Below are 18,768 nucleotides of genomic sequence, written 5' to 3'. Positions count from 1 at the left end.
GAAATAAAATGACAATTATTGTGACAGGTGGAGCAGGGTTTATTGGAAGTAATTTTATTTTTTATATGTTAAAAGAACATCCGGAAGATAGAATTGTTTGCGTAGACAAACTTACATATGCTGGAAATTTATCTACACTTGAACCGGTTATGGATAATCCTAATTTCCGTTTTTGTAAAATTGATATATGTGACAGGGAGGAGATTTATAAGCTATTTGAGGAAGAACATCCTGATATAGTTGTGAATTTCGCAGCAGAATCACATGTAGACCGTTCAATTGAAAATCCGGAAGTATTTTTAGATACAAATATTAAGGGAACAGCGGTAATGATGGATGCTTGTAGAAAGTATGGAATAAAGAGATATCATCAGGTAAGTACAGATGAAGTTTATGGAGATTTGCCATTAGACAGACCTGATTTATTTTTTACTGAAGAAACACCAATTCATACAAGTTCCCCATATAGTAGCTCTAAGGCTGCAGCGGATTTACTTGTTCTTGCATATCATAGAACATATGGACTTCCGGTGACAATTAGTCGTTGCTCTAATAACTATGGCCCATATCATTTTCCAGAAAAATTGATACCATTAATGATAGCAAATGCATTGGCAGATAAACCTTTACCAGTATATGGTGAGGGATTAAATGTGCGTGATTGGTTATATGTTGAAGATCATTGTCGAGCAATTGATTTAATTATTAGAAATGGTAGAGTAGGCGAGGTTTACAATGTAGGTGGTCATAATGAAATGAAGAACATAGACATTGTAAAAATTATATGCAAGGAGCTTGGAAAACCTGAAAGCTTGATTACTTACGTTACAGATAGAAAAGGGCATGATATGCGCTATGCTATTGATCCAACAAAAATCCATAATGAATTAGGTTGGCTTCCTGAAACAAAATTTGAAGACGGAATTAAAAAGACTATTCAGTGGTATTTAGATAATAAGGAGTGGTGGAAGACAATTATTTCAGGTGAATATCAGAATTATTATAAAGAAATGTATGAGAATAGATAACATATAATAAGAAATATTAAGGGATTAGCGGATACTACAAAAGAATCTGCTAATCTTTTTGTCTTATAGGAGCGTTGGTCATAAACTGATATTTGTCACAGTATAATATACATCATTCATTGGGTTATAACCTGGCGACATTGTAAACAATGCTAAAATATGGTATAATTCATTAGATATGTGCTTATATGCGTATTAAAAAAGATAATAAAATAGAAGTGGGAAGAAGAATGATTAAGAGAGTAATTAAAAAGGTTTACTTAAAAATAATAAAAAGTAAATTTGGTAGAAAATTAAGAGAAAACTTGATGCCACACTTAGTAGCATACATTGAAAATGAAGATATTATTATTGAGAACAAAAATAGCAAGTATTCTCAATGGACATTTGTTTGGGGAAAAGCTAACAATAAAGTCGAAAGTGAAAATGGTCAGGTAAGACTTAGTTTAAACAATAGCACTCTTAAATTAGTAAGAAACAATGATTTTAAAGCATTGGTTAATGGATATTCAAAAACAGCATCTTTTGAAGGTGAAGAATTAGATAATATAGAAGTAAAAGATGCAGTTTTAAAGATTAGTGGAAAAACATACAATAAAGCTGATAATGAATATGTTTTAATTGAATTTTCAACATTAGAAGATGCATTGGAAATTAATACAAAAATTTATGCGCTTGATAACAAATCAAATAACATTAAGTTCGTATTAGTAGATAAAGAGTATAATGTTATTTTTGATAAAGATTTAACTGGAAAAATAAATCTAGATAATTATGCTGAACTTTTTGAAGAATATGGTGAATTACAGGTTGTATGTATTGGAAATGGAATTTATTATCCTGTTAGCACAACATCCATAACAAATAATAAGATGTCTGTAAGGGAAGAGTTCTCGAAAATATATATTTCTTCAAATAATAACAATTATAAATTTGAACCAAGTAAATTAAAGGTGAAGATACAGAATATAAAGCCTGCATACAAATATATTGAAAGAATTTCATATGAGGCAAGTGATAACAAATTCATTATCAACTTCAACAAAGATGCAAAAAAATGCGACAAGTTTGTTTTGTACATTAAAGCATTAAAAACAAATGATAGAGAAAAAGTTGCAGAGTACAAAATAGGACAGCAAATAATAATTGATAATGTAAATGAATTTTTGAATAGAGAAATAAATTTAATAGACAGATATATATTTGAGTTTGAGATATATGGAAAAAATAGTAAGAAATTAGAAACAAACTGGTTAAAGTTAGTTCAATCTAAAACAAGAAATGTAGAAGATTACGTATTATCAGAAGCATATGGCAATGTTCTTACTTTTTTTGACAGACAGATTTTGTTAATTAGCAATAAAGATAATCAATATATTTATGGCGAAAAGTATGATTTTGATTTAGGTACAAATACCTTTACCTCTGATTGCAATGTAGAAGAGAAAAACGGAAACATTGTTTTGAATTTTAAGGTATGCTCACTATTATCAAAGATTCAAAGAATACATATCTATTTAACAGACAATTATTCAAAAAATAGTATACAAATTGATAATATAGCAATAGATAAACCTGAAAGAATTGTTGAGGGAAGTGTTATTATTGATATGGACAAGTTATTGCCATATTTGTATTATAATGCAAGATTAAACTTCAGATTGGGTGTAGAATACGTTGGTGGATTTAAGGAAACAGGATTTTTAGTTAAGAAATTCGCGGATTATTCAACAAAAGAAAGATATTTATATATTAAAGAATTAGATCAGGGATTAGTGATGGCGTTTTATTTAGGTGAAAATCAATATAACTTAAATATATACTATACGTCAAAGGACGAATGTGAAAAAGGAATTAGATTCCAAACAGGCAGAGAAAAGTATTTTGAAACTTTAAAGACAGAGGAAGTTGACGAAAAGCTGATTTTCTTTGAAGCAAATTTAGGAAAGAATTATACAGGAAATCCCAAATATTTATACGAATATATGATAAGTAATCCAAAGTATGATGGATATAAGTATGTATGGGCATATCCTGATACTGATAGCAAAAATATACCGGGCAATGTTACTTTGGTAGAAAGAGGAACTTCAGAATATTTCTATTATTTGGCAAAAGCAAAATATTGGGTAAATAACATATTGTTCCCTGTTAAAAAGAAAAGAGAAGAAACAATTTATCTTCAAACATGGCACGGCACACCACTTAAAAAGTTGGGATTTGATATCGAATGCGAGGGACCTGAAAAACAGGCTTTTGGTAATTTGTATAAAGAAAGTCAGAATTGGGATTATTTCTTAGCAGACAATGACTATGGTGCTGAAAAGTTGGTTAATGCTTTTAGATTTAAGAAAACATTAATTAAGGAAGGATATCCTATAAATGATATCTTTTATAATGATAAGATAAAAGATGCTGCAGTAGAAAGACTGCATAAAGATTATCCGGCAATAGAAGGAAAGAAAGTAATTGTTTATGCACCAACATGGAGAGACTTACAGGGAGATTATGTAAGAGGTTATGACTTTGAATTACCATTTAATGTGGAACAGTTGTATGAAAAGTTTGGTGATGAATATGTAGTATTAGTGAAACTGCATCATTTAATTGCTGATAGCTTAGAAATAGATGATAAGTACAAAAACTTCTTATTAAATGTTAGTGGTGAAGAGGATATTATGCAATTGTTATGTATAGCTGATATTTTAATTACTGATTATTCAAGTGTATTCTATGATTTCGCCAGTGCAAAGAAACCTATCTTGTTCTATGCCTATGATTTAGATGAGTATATTAATGAAACAAGAGGGTTGTATGTGGGAATGGATACATTACCAGGACCAATATTGCAGGACAATGAAAGTTTAGTAAATGCAATTGAAAATATTGAACAATATGATTATGAACATGATAGTAAGTTACGTGATTTTTGTGATGAAATGGCAAAATATTGCGATGGACATTCATGTGAAAAAGTATTAAATATAGTTTTGAAAGAGGATTAAGATGATTAATGTTTTAGTGTTTCCATGTGGTTCTGAAATTGGCTTGGAAGTCCATAATGCTTTAAAATATGATAAACATATTAACCTGGTAGGGTTAAGTTCAGTTTCATCACATGGACGTGTGGTATACAAGAATTACATAGAAGGAATTTCCTTTATAACAAGTGATACTTTTATGGAAGAACTTAATAAAATAATTGAAGATAATAATATAGATGTGTTAATTCCTGCGTATGACGATGTAATATTATATTTATCAGAGCATAGAGATGAACTAAAGTGTAAACTTGCCACATCAAATAAGACAACTTGTGATATTGCAAGATCCAAGAGAAAAACTTATGAAGTTCTACAGGGAGAATGGTACATACCTGAGACATTTAAAGTGAGTCAGATAACAGAAAAGGATTTACCATTATTTGCAAAACCTGATATTGGTCAAGGATCACAGGGAATAATGCGAATAGAAAAAATGGAAGACTTGAACCAGCTAAAGGGAAAGGATGATGAATACATTATTTCTGAATTATTGCCGGGACAGGAGTATACTATAGACTGCTTTACGAATCGTAAAAGGGAATTGGTTGTAGCATCAATGCGAATGCGAAAAAGAATAAAAACCGGTATTAGTGTAAATTCAGTAATTGTTGAGCTACCGGCAGAAGTGAAACAAATAGCTGATGCAATCAATGAAAAAATTGTATTTGACGGCGTATGGTTCTTTCAGGTAAAACTAGACAGAAACGGTCATTATAAATTGCTTGAAATGGCACCAAGAGTAGCCGGGAGTATGTCTACGAGCCGAGTTAGAGGATTTAATTATATTTTAAATACTGTATATCAGCTTATGGGTTATGATATTAAAGCAATTGATAACTTATTAGATTATGCAGAAGTTGACCGAGCATTATCTAATAAATATGTATTGAATATTGATTATAATTATGTGTATATGGATTTTGATGATACGATAACTTATAAGCAGACTGTTAATACAGAAGTAATGGCATTTATTTATCAATGTTTAAATAAAAACAAAAAGATTAAGCTTTTAACACGTCATGCAGAAAATATTCACGAAAGTTTGCAGAAATATCATATAGATGAAACTATATTCGATGAAATAATTCATATAAAAGACGAAACATTAAAAAGCGAGTATATAAAACATAAAGATGCAATATTTATTGATGATGCATTTAGAGAGCGATATGATGTTTCAAAAAAATGTAAAATACCAGTTTTTGACTTAGACAGTGTGAGTGCTTTAATTGATTGGAGGTATTAATTAATCATGGAAAAGATATTTGTTACCAGACCGGCAATGCCTGAATATGAGGAATATGCAGAAGAAATAAAATCTATATGGGAAACAAAGCATATTACAAATTTCGGACCTAAGTATCATAAGTTTATAGACTTATTGAAGAAAAAATTTGACTATGAAAATATAGATTTACAGTGTAATGGGCATATGACTTTACAAAATATTTTGTCATGCATAGAGCCAGGAGAAGTGATTACAACTTCTTTTACATTTGTTTCTACGACATTAGCAATTGTAAATTCAGGTCATACACCTGTTTTTTGCGATATTACTAGGGAAGATTATAATATTGATGTTAATAAGATAGAAGAATTAATAACACCTAAAACTGTTGCAATCGTTCCTGTTCATGTATATGGTTCTCCATGTGATGTAGAAAAAATTCAGAAAATTGCAGACAAGTACAATCTAAAAGTGGTATATGATGCGGCGCATGCATTTAATGTTCAGGTGAATGGAACTGATATTGGAAAATTTGGAGATGCTTCTATGTTTAGCCTTCATGGAACAAAGGTATTTAATTCTGTTGAAGGCGGAATGGCTGTTTTGAAAACCAAGGAAATGTTGGATGAAATTGTTTCCAGATCTAATTTTGGTTTGTCAAATGGTGAAACAATTTATCAGGGAGTAAACTCAAAGATGAATGAGTTTGTTGCAGCAATGGGTGTTGTTAATATGGGACACCTTGAAGATAACATTGCAAAAAGAAAACATATTGTAGAAGTTTATGATAGAGAATTAGCTGAAGTAAAACAGCTTGTTCTACTTAAAAAGAAAGAGAATGTTAAGTATAATTATGGATATTATCCGATAGTTGTAGAGGGTGATGAGTATTCAGCCGATGAGTTAACTGAATATTTACAGAAATACGAAATTTACCCAAGAAGATATTTTTACCCGGCAATAAATGACATGCCGTTGTTTAAAATTTACAACGAAACACCTATTGCAAGGGAAATATCTAAGAAAATATTATGTATACCTCTATATGCTGATTTAGAAGAAGAACAGGCATTATTTATATGTAGTAAGATAAAGGAGTATTTTCAGAATGGAAAATAAAGTAACACTTTCGGTGGTAGTATTAAGCTATAATAATGAACAGTATTTGGAAGATTGCTTAAGCTCTATTGAAAGACAGGGAATTGATTCATATGAAGTATTTGTTATAGATGACTCAAGTACTGATAATTCAGTTGAAGTAATTAACAATTATATTAAGGACAAGCCACAGTTTCATTTGATTGTAAAGCCAAATTCAGGTGGTGCTATTTCTTCACAAATAGGGATAGCAAAAGCCAATGGTAAATATTTAGCCTTAGTTGATTCAGATGATATAGTAGCAGATGGTGCATACAAAAAACTTATTGCCAGAATTGAACAGGATGGCTCAGATTTTGCATCAGGCTTACCGATGAAATTAACAAATGCGTTTATGAATACCTTTTTAATTTCTCTAAATGAAAATAATGTATTTGTAGAAGACAAAGTTCTTTCTACTGATGAAGAAATAGAAAATTTTACAAATCAGGTTTTTTATTGGAATGCTGTGTACAAAACAGATTTTTTGAAAAATAATCAGATAGAAATGCCTGCAAATCTTCTTATTGCTGATAGAATATTTGTATATAAGGCAGCTATGAGAGCAAAAAAAATTAGTGTTTTGACAGATGTCGTATACTTTTGGAGAAAAAAGAAAAACGATGAAAAAATTTCATTAACAGACCAAACAGCAGAATATCATATGATATCAGATAGATGTGATTCATTCCAATCACAGATAAAGCTAAGTATACAGGATTTTGAGAAAAATCTTGATTATAATAAAGCTATATGGGAGCATAGTGTAATTCGATTGTACTATCCGCTGTATAATCTTGCAGATGAAGAGAATGAAGAAAATACATATCAGGATTTTGTTGATGCCTGTAACCGATACAGATTTTTTCTGATGCAGTATAAAGCTTTCTTTATACATTTATTGGGAAATTCTGATATGCCGGTTACTACAAAATATATAACAGATAGAATTTTTGCAAAAAGATATAAACAGATATATAATTTTATTCGTGAAAAGAAATGGTTTACCGACTTGAATGTAAAGACACTTGAACCTTATGTATATAACAGTGTGTTGAGAAGTAACAGTATTTTGTCTGTAAAGGGGATTTCAAATGAAAATGATAGAATCTATGTGGATTTACAAATTTATGTTGGATTAGAAGATAAAGAAAAAATATCTGTTGAAAATGTATTTGTATATACCAGATATTTTAATCAGAAGAAGATAGAGTTGCCATATAATGAGGTGGATAGAAAGGTAGACATAACAGAGTTGCCTTGCTCAACATACGTTCTTAACACAATTTGTATAAAGGATGAAGAAAAAACTTATTACACTCCAAGACTGGCAGAAGAACTTGCAAAAGTAACAACATTAACAGTTGGAGATAAGATTATTACTTTCAATTCAAGATATTCAATTCTGACTATTCAGCAAAAGAACAGATTTACTCTTTTGAAGGATGGAAACAAATATTTATTGGGAGTAAATAAGTCAGAAGATATAAAGAAATTATTTTTCTTCAATATTGAAAATAATAAAAAATATGATGTAACAAAGGAAGGGGACTTTTATACTTTTAGTAAGGAGAGTCTTCAGCCTGGAGATAATATTTTAATGTACGAAACTCAGGATGGTAATTATACTACAGTTAGAAAACAGGAAATGACAAATAGCAATTTGGATAAAGATTTGTTTGACGAAGTTATAATTAGCGGAAGAGTGGAAATTGAGGTGTAAATATGAAAGGTATAATTTTAGCAGGAGGAAGTGGTACAAGACTGTATCCATTAACAAGTGTTACAAGTAAACAATTGTTACCAATTTATGATAAGCCAATGATATATTATCCATTGTCAACATTGATGTTAGCTGGAATTAAGGATATTTTGATTATATCAACACCAGAGGATCTTCCTAATTTTGAAAAATTATTAGGTGATGGAAGTCAGTTCGGAATTAACTTATCATACAAAGTTCAACCATCACCGGATGGATTGGCGCAAGCATTTATTATAGGTGAAGAATTCATTGGTAATGATAGTTGTGCTATGATTTTAGGGGATAATATTTTCTATGGTCATGGTCTGGTTAAAAGACTAAAGAAAGCATATGAAAATACTGGAAGAGCTACAATTTTTGGATATTTAGTTGATGATCCACAAAGATTTGGAATTGTTGAGTTTGATGATGATTTGAAGGTGGTTTCGTTAGAAGAAAAACCTGAAAATCCAAAGTCAAATTTTGCAATAACCGGCTTGTATTTCTATGATAATACTGTTGTAGAAAAAGCAAAGAGAGTTAAACCAAGTGCAAGAGGAGAATTGGAAATAACTGATCTTAATAAAATGTATTTAGAAGAAGATTTATTGGATGTAGAACTTTTAGGACGAGGTTTTGCATGGCTTGATACAGGTACAGTAAGTTCTCTTTTAGATGCAGGATTATTTGTAAAGCAGATAGAGAGCATACAGGGAATAATTGTATCATCACCGGAAGAAATTGCTTATAACAATGGTTGGATAAGTGATGAACAATTACAGAATGCAATTGAAAGATATGGAAAATCTCCATATGGTGCTCACTTGAAAAAGGTTTTAAATAAAGAAAAATTTTAGCTTTGTATACAGATGTTTGTACAGAGGATTAATAGAGTTGAATGAATACAGGATAGAGCCAAAATAAATGACTTTATCCTGTATTTCATATGGAGAGAAAATGTTTACAAAGAATGACACTAACAAAGTAAAAGGTATGGCAATTATTTTAATGCTTATACATCATTGTTTTATGAATTCCGGCAGATATAAGGGGCAACAGGTTATTTTCAGTTTGCTTCCGGAATGGAGGGTGAATGAATTTGCTCTGTCCATGAAAATCTGTGTGGCAATGTTTGTATTTTTAAGTGCATACGGAATTACTTACAGTTTGAAAAGATTGAATGAAAAATACGAATATAGCAGAAAAGAATTAGAAATTTCTTTAATAAAAAGATGGACAAAAATGATGATGTGACCCCAAAAAGTTAGACTTTTATTGCGTAACAGGTTTTAATATCTGTTACGCATTTTTTATGCAACCAAGAGGCTGAGTCTGTATTGGACTGGACTCAACCATCCTAGTTTTTCTTTAATTCTTTTTTCATTGTAATATCTTATATATTTTTCAATTTCAGTTTTCAATTCTTCATAACTGTAATAAACAGTTCCATAGTATATTTCTTGTTTAAGCAGACCAAAGAAATTTTCCATGACTGAATTATCAAGGCAATTACCTTTTCGTGACATGCTTTGAAATATTTTCTCTTCTCTAAGTCTATGTGAATAAGCTTTCATCTGATATGCCCATCCTTGATCTGAGTGAAAGGTCCTTCGAAATGGGCAGTCAGAAGTTACCTCAATGGCTTCATTTAGTGCATTCATCACATTTGCTGCTGAAGGACGTTTATCTATTCCATAACTTATTATTTCACCATTGAACATATCCATGAATGGATCTAAATATAGCTTATGCATTGTCATTTTACCTTTAGAATCTACTTCATAGTATTTAAACTCTGTTGTATCAGTTGTAATCTTCTGATGAGGTATATGTGTATTAAATCTTCTTTTGATTCTATTAGGAGCAACCGTTCCAATTCTACCTTTGTAAGAACTATATTTACGGCTCTTCCTCGTAAATGACATCACCTGAAGATTATATTTCTGCATAATGCGTTGAACCTTCTTCTTGTTCACGATATAGCCTTGATTACGGAGTTCACCACACATGCGACGGTAGCCATAATCTTTGTTACGTTTATGTATTTCATGAATCTTTTCTTCTAATTCTATATCTGGATTTTCTCTATCAAATCTTTTTTGCCAATACATATATGTTGCCTTTGGAAAACCAACAACTGCGAGAATGTCTTTTAGTTTGAATTCTCCCCGGAGGCTGTGGACGATTCTCGCTGTTTTTTCAGAAGAGCTTCCTCCTCTAAACGCAGCCTCCTCAGTTCTTTTAAATATGCATTCTCTATTCTAAGCTTAAGAATTTCATCTTCAAGTTCTTTTACATGTTCAGTACTGGTATCAACTGGAACTGTAGTTGTATCTTGTTCAATATTTAACTTTTTGTTTGATGTACCCAATGTTTTCTTGCGACCTTTCTTATGTGGTCTCAATGCATCAGGACCGGCGATCTGGAAATCATTTACCCACTTACAGATTTGAGAGGGATTATATATTCCTTCACGAAGAGCCAGCTCCTGATATGAGAGTTCACTTGTTAAATATAATTCTACAACAGAAAGCTTCTTTTCAAAAGAGTATTTATCTTGTTTTCGCGAACGCATAAGTCCTTTGTCACCATGAGTTTCATAATTCCGAACCCATTTCTTAATGTTTGACCAGGCAGGTACACCATATCGTTTGGCTAAGTATTCATAGCCACCTTCACCACTAAGATATGCTTCAACAACCTGCTTTTTGAATTCATAACTGTATTTTGCCATAAAAATACCGACCTCCAATCGTTAGATTTTTAGGTCTAACTTTTGGGGGTCGGTACATGATGGGAGGCTTTATTTTTGTTTTCCTTTTGGTTCAGCTATATTCGGTAATTACAGGTCAGGGTTGGTATGTGAAGAATTATGGCGAAGGTGCCATGAGCCTTTTATATTTTGGAATAGATATGTTTGGACTTGCGCAGTTTTTCCATACACCAACATTCCTTGCAACTTTTTGGTATATGTCATTAGCGCAAATAATAGTATTTATTATTCCACTAATGATAATGGTATATAGGAAATTTGGAACAGTGACACTTCTTGCATTATCAATTATGGTGTCAATGCTGTTCCCTGTGGATACGCCATCTAATAAAACATACGCATATCTTCCTGTATACATAGTATGTATTGCAGTGGGAATTCTGGCATCTGATAAAAATTTGTTAGTTAAAATGAAAGAATTTTCTCTAACAAATAATAAGTTTGTTGGAAAGATAATAAAGTTTTTAGTTTACATAATTTTATTGGTGGCAATTTGGTATTACAGAAAAGAAATGCTTGGTACAACTATTTTAAGCGTATTTGAAGGTTTAATGACAATAACACTAATTGGATTTATGTTTGAATTCATCAATCCAATACCTGTTGTTGGGAGAGCGCTAAAGTTCCTAGGAGTATACTCAATGAATATATTTTTAATTCATAATTTCATTAGGGTATGCTGGTATTACGACTTTACATACAGCTTCAAATATCCTGTTTTAATTGTAGTCGTATTATTAGTGGTATCATTGGTAGTTGCCATTGTAATTGACTTAATTAAGAAACTGGTAAGATGGGATAAGTTGATTTCAGTATTACAAAAGAAATTAATTGGAATGGTATCAGAATAATACATAGTAATGTTGATTTTTTAGGTAATATATATTAAAATTATTTGGTTAGTGGGCTTATGTCTGCTAACCAAATTTTATTGTTAGGAGAAAAAAGATGAAATTATCAAAATTAGTGGGAGACAGATTTAAGGAAAGACCTGCGGGCTGCTTAATTGACAGTCATGCATTAATGGTTAGAGGTGGATATATTAAAAACGTAGCAAACGGTATTTACTCACAGTTCCCGCCGATGAAAAGAATTTCACAGAAAATAGAGGCAATTATCAGAGATGAAATGGACAAAATTGACGGACAGGAAGTTTTGTTCCCTGTTGCACTTCCAGGTTCACTTTGGGAAGAGTCAGGAAGATATGAAAGCGTCGGCTCAGAATTGTTAAGATTCACAGACAGAACAGGAAGCAAGATGGTTCTTGGTATGACACATGAAGAAGCATCAGTTCAGTTAGTAAGAGAATATGCTAACAGCTATGCAAAGTATCCATTTATGATTTACCAGATTCAGACAAAGTTTAGAGATGAAGCAAGACCTCGTGCAGGACTTATTCGTGTACGTGAATTTACAATGAAGGATGCTTATTCATTCCATACATCACAGGAAGATTTGGAACAGTATTATCAGAAGTGCTATGATGCATATAATAGAATTTTTGCAAGATGTGGTATTCCTGAAGTAGCTGTTGTAGCTTCAGATTCAGGTATGATGGGTGGTAGCCTTTCACATGAATATATGTTATTAACACCAGCTGGTGAAGATTCAATTGCTATTTGTCCTGAATGTGGATACAGTGCCAATGTTGAAGCAGCACCAAGTATCGTTCACAACGAAAACAAGCTTCCAAAAGAAGAAATGAGAGAAGTTGAGACACCAGGTGTGGGAACTATTGAAGATTTATGTCAGTTCTTAAATATTCCTGCTGAAAATACCTGCAAGGCTGTAGTTTACCAGAAAAATGAAGATGACAGCTACATAGTTGCATTTATCAGAGGTGACTTAGACATAAATGAAACAAAATTGGTTAATGCATTGGGATGTGACATTCACCCTGCTGAAATCACAGCAGATTGTGAATTAAATGCAGGATTTATCGGACCTGTTGGTTTATCAGATAAGATTACAGTTTTATTTGACAATTCATTAAAGGGTGTTGATAATTTTGCAACAGGTGCAAACAAAGTTGATAAGCATTATGTTGGATTTAACATTGAAAGAGATTATGGTGAAGTTGAATATTTAGACCTTGCAAAAATTACAGAAGGTGGAACTTGTCCTGAATGTGGCAAGCACACAATTACAATTTCAAGAGGTATTGAAGTTGGTAATATTTTCCAGCTGGGAACAAAGTATTCAAAGGCAATGAATTTCAAATATACAGATGAAAATGGTGAAGAAAAATATCCTATTATGGGATGTTATGGAATTGGTGTAGGTCGTATGGCAGCTTCAATTTGTGAAGTAAGACATGATGATTACGGTCCAATTTGGCCAATTACAATTGCCCCATGGCAGGTTCACCTTTGCTGCTTACGTTCAGATGATGCTGAATGTAAAGAATACGCTGATAAGTTATATGAAACATTACAGAACAAGGGAATTGAAGTAATCTATGATGATAGAAAAGCAAGACCTGGTGCAATGTTCGCTGATGCAGATTTACTTGGCGTACCTGTAAGAGTTGTTGTCAGCCCACGTAACTTAAAAGAAAATGCTGTTGAAATCTCAACAAGAGATAAGCAGATTGACAAGCAGAAGACACCAATGGACGATGCAGTTGCAGAAGTTGAAAGAATTATTAAGAAATTAACAGACGATATTTACGAGCATGTAAAATAATCGAAATGCTAAATAAATTAAACTTCAAAAAAATTAATTTTGGAATAAGATTCAAAACAGAATCTAAAACAAAGTTTTATAACAAAAATTAAAATAGAATTTAAAAAAGAACTTAAATTAAAAATCCTTAGGATTAATATTTCATTTATAAGAAGTATTTAATCTTAAGGATTTTTCACTGTTATAAGTGAAAATGAGCTACTTATATCAGGTTTTTTAGAGGAATAATTTGTTGCTAAAATCTGTGACAAAATTGTATAATTATACAAGAATGGACAGAAAGGAGCAAACAATTATGAGTAAATATAAAATGATAGCCTTTGATATGGACGGCACGCTTCTTAACTCACAAAAGAAAGTACGAAAAGAAACTTTAGATGCAATCAATAAGGCTTTTGATGGGGGAAAAGAAGTTATTTTATGTACAGGTAGAGCGTTAGCTGAACTGGAAGAGTATATAGAATTAATTCCAAGAATGAGATATATGGTTATGACAAGTGGAGCATTTGTCTATGACATAAAAGAAAAGAAAGATATTTATGCAAATGAAATTTCAGTTGAGATAATGGACGAAATTTTAAATTACATTAAGGATAAAGACATTATGCCACATATGATTACAAAAGAATCCATTGTTCAGAAAAAAGATTATGAGCATATGGAAGATTTCCACATGGGAATATACAAGCCAATGTTCAATGAAGTGGCGGTGAAAGTGGAGAATATGCTTGATTTTTACAATAACAATAAACAACCGGTTGCAAAACTGAATCTTTACCATACAAGTAGTGAAGACAGAGAAGAAACAAGAAAAGCCATAGAAGGGTTGGACGTTGTGTTAGCAAATGCAGAGACAACTTCCCTTGAAGTTTCAGCTAAGAATACAACAAAAGGCTTGGGATTGCAGAAATTGTGTGAGCATCTTGGCATATCAATAGATGAAGCAATTGCTGTAGGCGATGCTGATAATGATTTAGATGTTTTAAAAAGAGCAGGCCTCTCAGTGGCAATGGGAAATGCTAATGACAATGTGAAAAAAATAGCAGATGTAGTAGTTGAAGACTGTGACCATGATGGTTGTGTGCAGGCAATTGAAAAATATCTGCTCCTTTAAGCTCTTTAATGCTTAGTAAAAATTGCGTGAGTGCTGAGAAACAAAGATTTGGAAATATAAAACCCCGTTAGTTGGATTTTTAATCTAACCATCGGGGCTTTATTTGAATTTGAGAAAAATCAAAGATAAATTTTTTCTAATAATGCTTGCCTGCCCATTTACCTTTTTTCTTGTTAGGGTTTGCCTTTTTGATTTTTTGAGTACCGGTTGTAATGGAACCTAAAAACATTGCTATTTTTGTCATGTTGTCTCTGTAAGCTTTTTTGGCATACATAAAATAAACGACAAATACGCAAGCAATGACTGCTATATTGGCACGTTGGTCTTTAAGACCGATAAATAAACCGATGATGGCAATGTAGCAAAGAATAATAGTAATATTAAAAATAGGAGACATACGAATAACTCCTTTAACAGATGTTTTGCCATCCTTTTCTACAATCTTTCCTGTAAAAACTTCTGTAATTGGTGCAAAAAAGTTTTTGTGCTCTACGCCATCTTCATGATATGCAACAATTTTTTTCTTATCACTGTTGTAGGATAAATGGATTCCTAACTGGTTTTTATCAAAATCACCCACATCCCATATGGTATAAGCTTCATCGCCATCTTTGTAATAATTAGCTTTTTTCAAATTATTTTCCACTTTAGTAACAGGAAAATTTGAACTTATCCTTACAAATTTCATAGTTGTTGTCCTAGAATACTATTTTTAGTATTATTGTCCTTTCGTAAAATATAAAAATATTATATTACAATATAAAGCAAAATACAAAATGAAAATCTTTTTCAAATTCATTGACTTTTTATAGACTCAAGAGTAAAATAAAGAGGCTAAAATGAAAATAGTTTTCAAATTGGTAAAGGAGTGTTAATATGGCAGGAAAATATAAAACAAAACAACAATCTGCTATTTTAGATTGCTTGAAATTACAGGAAAAAGAATATGTAACAGTTACAGATATAGAAAAATATTTAAAAGATAAAGGTTGTGCTGTAGGGCTGACGACCATTTACCGACACTTGGACAAAATGGAAAAGGATGGCATTGTTGCAAGGATTAATGTGGAGAAGCAGCAGGGAGCCTGTTATCAGTATGTAGAAGAGGGCAAAAATCAGGATTGCTTCTATATTGAATGTGAGAAGTGTGGACAGGTTACGAAGATGTCATGTCATTATTTGGCAGAGTTATATAATCATGTGAATGCTGACCATCATTTTAATATTAATCCAAGAAAGACAGTGTTTTATGGTAAGTGCGACAAGTGCTGTATGAAGGATGGGGAAAACTAAATTGTATGAAAAGCAAGAAGGAGCATGCATATATGAAGTTAGTAAAAAAAATCGTGGACGTGGCTTTGATTTTTGTTTTGATGGTATCTATGGTTGGTTGCAACACCACAACTAATACTAAAGAAAACAAAAAGAATACCAAGTTAACAATAATGACTACATTGTTTCCGTATTATGACTTTGCAAGAGCCGTAATCGGAGATGTCAAAGATATAGACTTGGAACTTTTGGTTTCACCGGGGCAGGACGACCATTCTTTTGAACCTACGCCAAAAGATGTTGTGGCAATTAATAAGGCGGACTTGTTTATTTATAATGGTGGCTCAATAGAAAACTGGGTGGAAGAGGTGCTTAAATCTCTTGACAACAAGAATCAGACAGCGATGCGAATGATGGACTATATAGATGACCACAAGCTTTTAACAGAGGAAGAAAGTGAAGGAGTTTTTGCTGTAAATGAGCATGATCATGATGAACATTCTCATAGTGAAGAGGAGCATAACCACAGCGAAGATAACGAAGCTAATCATGATGAAGATGAACACAGCGAAGATGAACATAGCGAGGAATATGACGAGCATATTTGGACTTCACCTGTTCAGGCAGCTTTGCTTGTTCAGGCGATTTCTGATGAAATATGCAAGCTAGTGCCGGAGCATAAAGCTGAATTTCAGAATAATACGAAAGCTTACATTAAGAAGATTGAAAAAATAGATAAGGAATTTAGAGAAGTTGTTGCCGGTGCCAAGCATAAGGAAATAATTTTTGCAGATAAATTTCCACTGAAATATTTTGCCAAAGAATATGGTCTTAAATATTATGCAGCTTTTGCCGGCTGTAGTGGAGATACAGAACCTAGTGCAAAAACAGTAGCTTTTTTAATTGGCAAGGTTAAGGCGGCAGATGTGAAAGGAATTTTTTATTTGGAACTAAGTAGTACTGCTATGGCAGATACTATTTGCGATGATACGGGAACTAAGAAATACCAGTTTAATTCATGCCACAATGTTACCTTTAATCAGTTTAAGAATGGCGTAACTTATGTAAACTTAATGGAAGAAAATGTTAAGGTGCTTAAAAAAGCGTTGAATTAAGTAAAAATAAGCAGTTCAGGAAAACATTGAGTTAAGCAAATGTAAAGGTAGCAAAGAAACTATTGAATTAATTAACCTTTATTCATATTAAAATGGAGAGAAACAATGATTTTACAGTTTAAAGATGTAGTGTTAGGCTACGAAAACAAAACAGTGGCAAAGGACATTAATTTTGAAATAAAGAAAGGGGACTATCTATGTATTGTTGGTGAAAACGGTGCAGGAAAGAGTACCCTTGTAAAAACTTTACTAGGATTAATTAAGCCGTTGTCAGGAAAGATTACAATTAATTTGGACAGGAGTAAAAAAGGAATAGGATATTTACCACAGCAGACTGTAGCCCAAAAAGATTTCCCGGCAAGTGTTATGGAAGTTGTGTTGTCAGGCTTTTTAAATAGCGGGCATAAAAGTCCTTTTTATTCAAAGAAGGAAAAGGCAGAAGCGATGTCTAACATGGACAAATTAGGAATCGCTAATTTGAAAAAAAGATGCTACAGAGAATTGTCAGGTGGTCAGCAGCAAAGAGTATTGTTGGCAAGAGCATTGTGCGCAACAGACAATCTTTTAATATTGGATGAGCCGGTGACAGGTCTTGATCCAAGTGCGTCAATTGATTTGTACGATGAAATCAAGAAGTTGAACAATGAAGGCGTAACTATTATAATGGTTACTCATGACATAAAAAATGCCCTTAGTTATGCATCACATATTTTGCATTTAGAACAGGGCAAGGACTTTTTTGGAACTGTCAAAGAATACAAAAAGTCAAAAATATCGGATTCTTTTTTAGGAGGTGGACAGAATGATTAGTGAAATGTTATCTTATGATTTTATTCAGAGAGCATTTTTAGGTGGCGTTTTAGTTTCATTATGTGCAGCTCTTTTGGGAGTTAGTCTGGTGTTGAAAAGATATTCAATGATTGGTGACGGCTTATCTCATGTATCTTTTGGAGCATTATCAATTGCCATTGCCTGTGGGATTGCACCACTTAAATTTGCTATACCGGTAGTAATTGTTGCAGCATTTTTGCTCTTAAGATTAGCAGAAAACGGCAAAATGAGAAGTGATGCGGCAATTGCCATGGTATCGGCTTCGTCACTTGCAATTGGTGTAATCGTAACATCACTTACAACAGGATTAAGCACAGATATTTACAGTTATATGTTTGGTAGCATTTTAGCAATGTCAAAAGATGATGTTGTAGTAAGCGGCTTATTATCAGTAATCGTAATAATAATGTTTGTGGTATGCTATCACAAGATTTTTGCCGTAACCTTTGATGAAAACTTTTCAAAAGCCACAGGTGTAAAAGTTGGAATGTATAATACATTGATTTCTGTATTCACAGCTATTACTATAGTAGTAGGAATTAAAATGATGGGGGCAATGCTTATATCAAGTTTAATTGTATTTCCATCATTAACATCAATGAGAATTTTTAAAAGTTTTAAATCAGTAACTATCTGTTCGGCAATTTTGTCAGTAGTGAATTTTACAATTGGACTTATATGTTCCTACGGATTTTCAATACCGGCAGGTGCAAGCGTTGTAGTTGCTAATTTGATTATGTATATTATTTTTGCAATAGTTGCAAAAGTGAAAACAATGTAGTTGGAGGAAAACA

Annotated in this window: 16 protein-coding genes; 14 read left to right on the top strand and 2 right to left on the bottom strand. The window is 32.2% G+C overall.

The window, feature by feature from the left end; translation table 11 throughout:
* Positions 1 to 8: 8 nt before the first annotated feature.
* The 7 genes from rfbB (at position 9) to ACQY63_RS06900 (ending at position 9,438) form a co-directional block, all read left to right on the top strand.
* Positions 9 to 1,028: a dTDP-glucose 4,6-dehydratase gene (gene rfbB / locus ACQY63_RS06930; RefSeq protein WP_022164778.1), complete on the top strand. Its 1,020-nt coding sequence runs from the start codon at positions 9 to 11 to the stop codon at positions 1,026 to 1,028.
* Between the two features lie 230 nt (positions 1,029 to 1,258).
* Positions 1,259 to 4,033, top strand: a complete 2,775-nt coding sequence (locus ACQY63_RS06925) for a CDP-glycerol glycerophosphotransferase family protein (RefSeq protein ID WP_428244924.1) — start codon at positions 1,259 to 1,261, stop codon at positions 4,031 to 4,033.
* A 1-nt stretch (position 4,034) separates the two neighbouring features.
* Positions 4,035 to 5,321, top strand: coding sequence for an ATP-grasp domain-containing protein (locus ACQY63_RS06920; RefSeq protein WP_022164780.1), 1,287 nt, complete (start codon positions 4,035 to 4,037; stop codon positions 5,319 to 5,321).
* Positions 5,322 to 5,327: 6 nt separating this feature from the next.
* Positions 5,328 to 6,422 carry a DegT/DnrJ/EryC1/StrS family aminotransferase gene (locus ACQY63_RS06915; RefSeq protein ID WP_022164781.1) on the top strand — a complete coding sequence of 365 codons (1,095 nt, stop codon included), beginning with the start codon at positions 5,328 to 5,330 and terminating at the stop codon, positions 6,420 to 6,422.
* Positions 6,412 to 8,163 carry a glycosyltransferase family 2 protein gene (locus ACQY63_RS06910; protein ID WP_022164782.1) on the top strand — a complete coding sequence of 584 codons (1,752 nt, stop codon included), beginning with the start codon at positions 6,412 to 6,414 and terminating at the stop codon, positions 8,161 to 8,163. Before ACQY63_RS06915 ends, ACQY63_RS06910 begins: the two co-directional genes overlap by 11 nt.
* A 2-nt stretch (positions 8,164 to 8,165) precedes the next feature.
* Complete coding sequence (gene rfbA / locus ACQY63_RS06905) at positions 8,166 to 9,041, top strand: glucose-1-phosphate thymidylyltransferase RfbA (RefSeq protein ID WP_022164783.1); 876 nt, start codon at positions 8,166 to 8,168, stop codon at positions 9,039 to 9,041.
* A gap of 100 nt (positions 9,042 to 9,141) precedes the next feature.
* On the top strand, positions 9,142 to 9,438 hold the full coding sequence (locus ACQY63_RS06900) for a hypothetical protein (protein WP_428244923.1): 297 nt from the start codon (positions 9,142 to 9,144) through the stop codon (positions 9,436 to 9,438).
* Between the two features lie 56 nt (positions 9,439 to 9,494).
* Here ACQY63_RS06900 and ACQY63_RS06895 read toward each other — a convergent pair.
* Positions 9,495 to 10,918, bottom strand: a protein-coding gene (locus tag ACQY63_RS06895) for an IS3 family transposase (RefSeq protein ID WP_428244771.1) whose coding sequence is annotated in 2 segments (ribosomal slippage) — positions 9,495 to 10,429 and positions 10,429 to 10,918 — 1,425 coding nt in all. Because the reading frame shifts where the segments join, the coding sequence is not laid out codon by codon here.
* A gap of 56 nt (positions 10,919 to 10,974) precedes the next feature.
* Here ACQY63_RS06895 and ACQY63_RS06890 point away from each other — a divergent pair.
* From ACQY63_RS06890 to ACQY63_RS06880, 3 genes are all read left to right on the top strand, one after another.
* The gene (locus ACQY63_RS06890; RefSeq protein ID WP_428244922.1) at positions 10,975 to 11,808 is read left to right on the top strand and encodes an acyltransferase family protein; all 834 of its coding nucleotides are present in this window, start codon (positions 10,975 to 10,977) and stop codon (positions 11,806 to 11,808) included.
* 97 nt (positions 11,809 to 11,905) lie between these two features.
* The gene (locus ACQY63_RS06885) at positions 11,906 to 13,642 is read left to right on the top strand and encodes a proline--tRNA ligase (RefSeq protein WP_412334012.1); all 1,737 of its coding nucleotides are present in this window, start codon (positions 11,906 to 11,908) and stop codon (positions 13,640 to 13,642) included.
* Positions 13,643 to 13,937: 295 nt separating this feature from the next.
* The gene (locus ACQY63_RS06880; RefSeq protein WP_412334014.1) at positions 13,938 to 14,756 is read left to right on the top strand and encodes a Cof-type HAD-IIB family hydrolase; all 819 of its coding nucleotides are present in this window, start codon (positions 13,938 to 13,940) and stop codon (positions 14,754 to 14,756) included.
* Positions 14,757 to 14,892: 136 nt separating this feature from the next.
* Here ACQY63_RS06880 and ACQY63_RS06875 read toward each other — a convergent pair whose 3' ends face one another.
* Positions 14,893 to 15,444, bottom strand: coding sequence for a hypothetical protein (locus ACQY63_RS06875; RefSeq protein ID WP_428244921.1), 552 nt, complete (start codon positions 15,442 to 15,444; stop codon positions 14,893 to 14,895).
* A gap of 188 nt (positions 15,445 to 15,632) precedes the next feature.
* On the opposite strand from ACQY63_RS06875, the gene ACQY63_RS06870 reads away from it, so the two are divergent.
* From ACQY63_RS06870 to ACQY63_RS06855, 4 genes are all read left to right on the top strand, one after another.
* Positions 15,633 to 16,049, top strand: a complete 417-nt coding sequence (locus ACQY63_RS06870; RefSeq protein WP_428244920.1) for a Fur family transcriptional regulator — start codon at positions 15,633 to 15,635, stop codon at positions 16,047 to 16,049.
* Between the two features lie 32 nt (positions 16,050 to 16,081).
* Positions 16,082 to 17,143, top strand: coding sequence for a metal ABC transporter solute-binding protein, Zn/Mn family (locus ACQY63_RS06865; protein ID WP_428244919.1), 1,062 nt, complete (start codon positions 16,082 to 16,084; stop codon positions 17,141 to 17,143).
* A gap of 105 nt (positions 17,144 to 17,248) precedes the next feature.
* Positions 17,249 to 17,953, top strand: a complete 705-nt coding sequence (locus ACQY63_RS06860) for a metal ABC transporter ATP-binding protein (RefSeq protein ID WP_412334019.1) — start codon at positions 17,249 to 17,251, stop codon at positions 17,951 to 17,953.
* On the top strand, positions 17,946 to 18,755 hold the full coding sequence (locus ACQY63_RS06855; protein WP_022165859.1) for a metal ABC transporter permease: 810 nt from the start codon (positions 17,946 to 17,948) through the stop codon (positions 18,753 to 18,755). Before ACQY63_RS06860 ends, ACQY63_RS06855 begins: the two co-directional genes overlap by 8 nt.
* Positions 18,756 to 18,768 lie beyond the last annotated feature (13 nt).

The sequence above is a fragment of the Eubacterium sp. Marseille-QA0814 genome, assembly GCF_965119675.1.
Lineage (GTDB): Bacteria > Bacillota > Clostridia > Lachnospirales > Lachnospiraceae > Eubacterium_G.
This window is presented reverse-complemented; position numbering and strand designations above follow the sequence as displayed.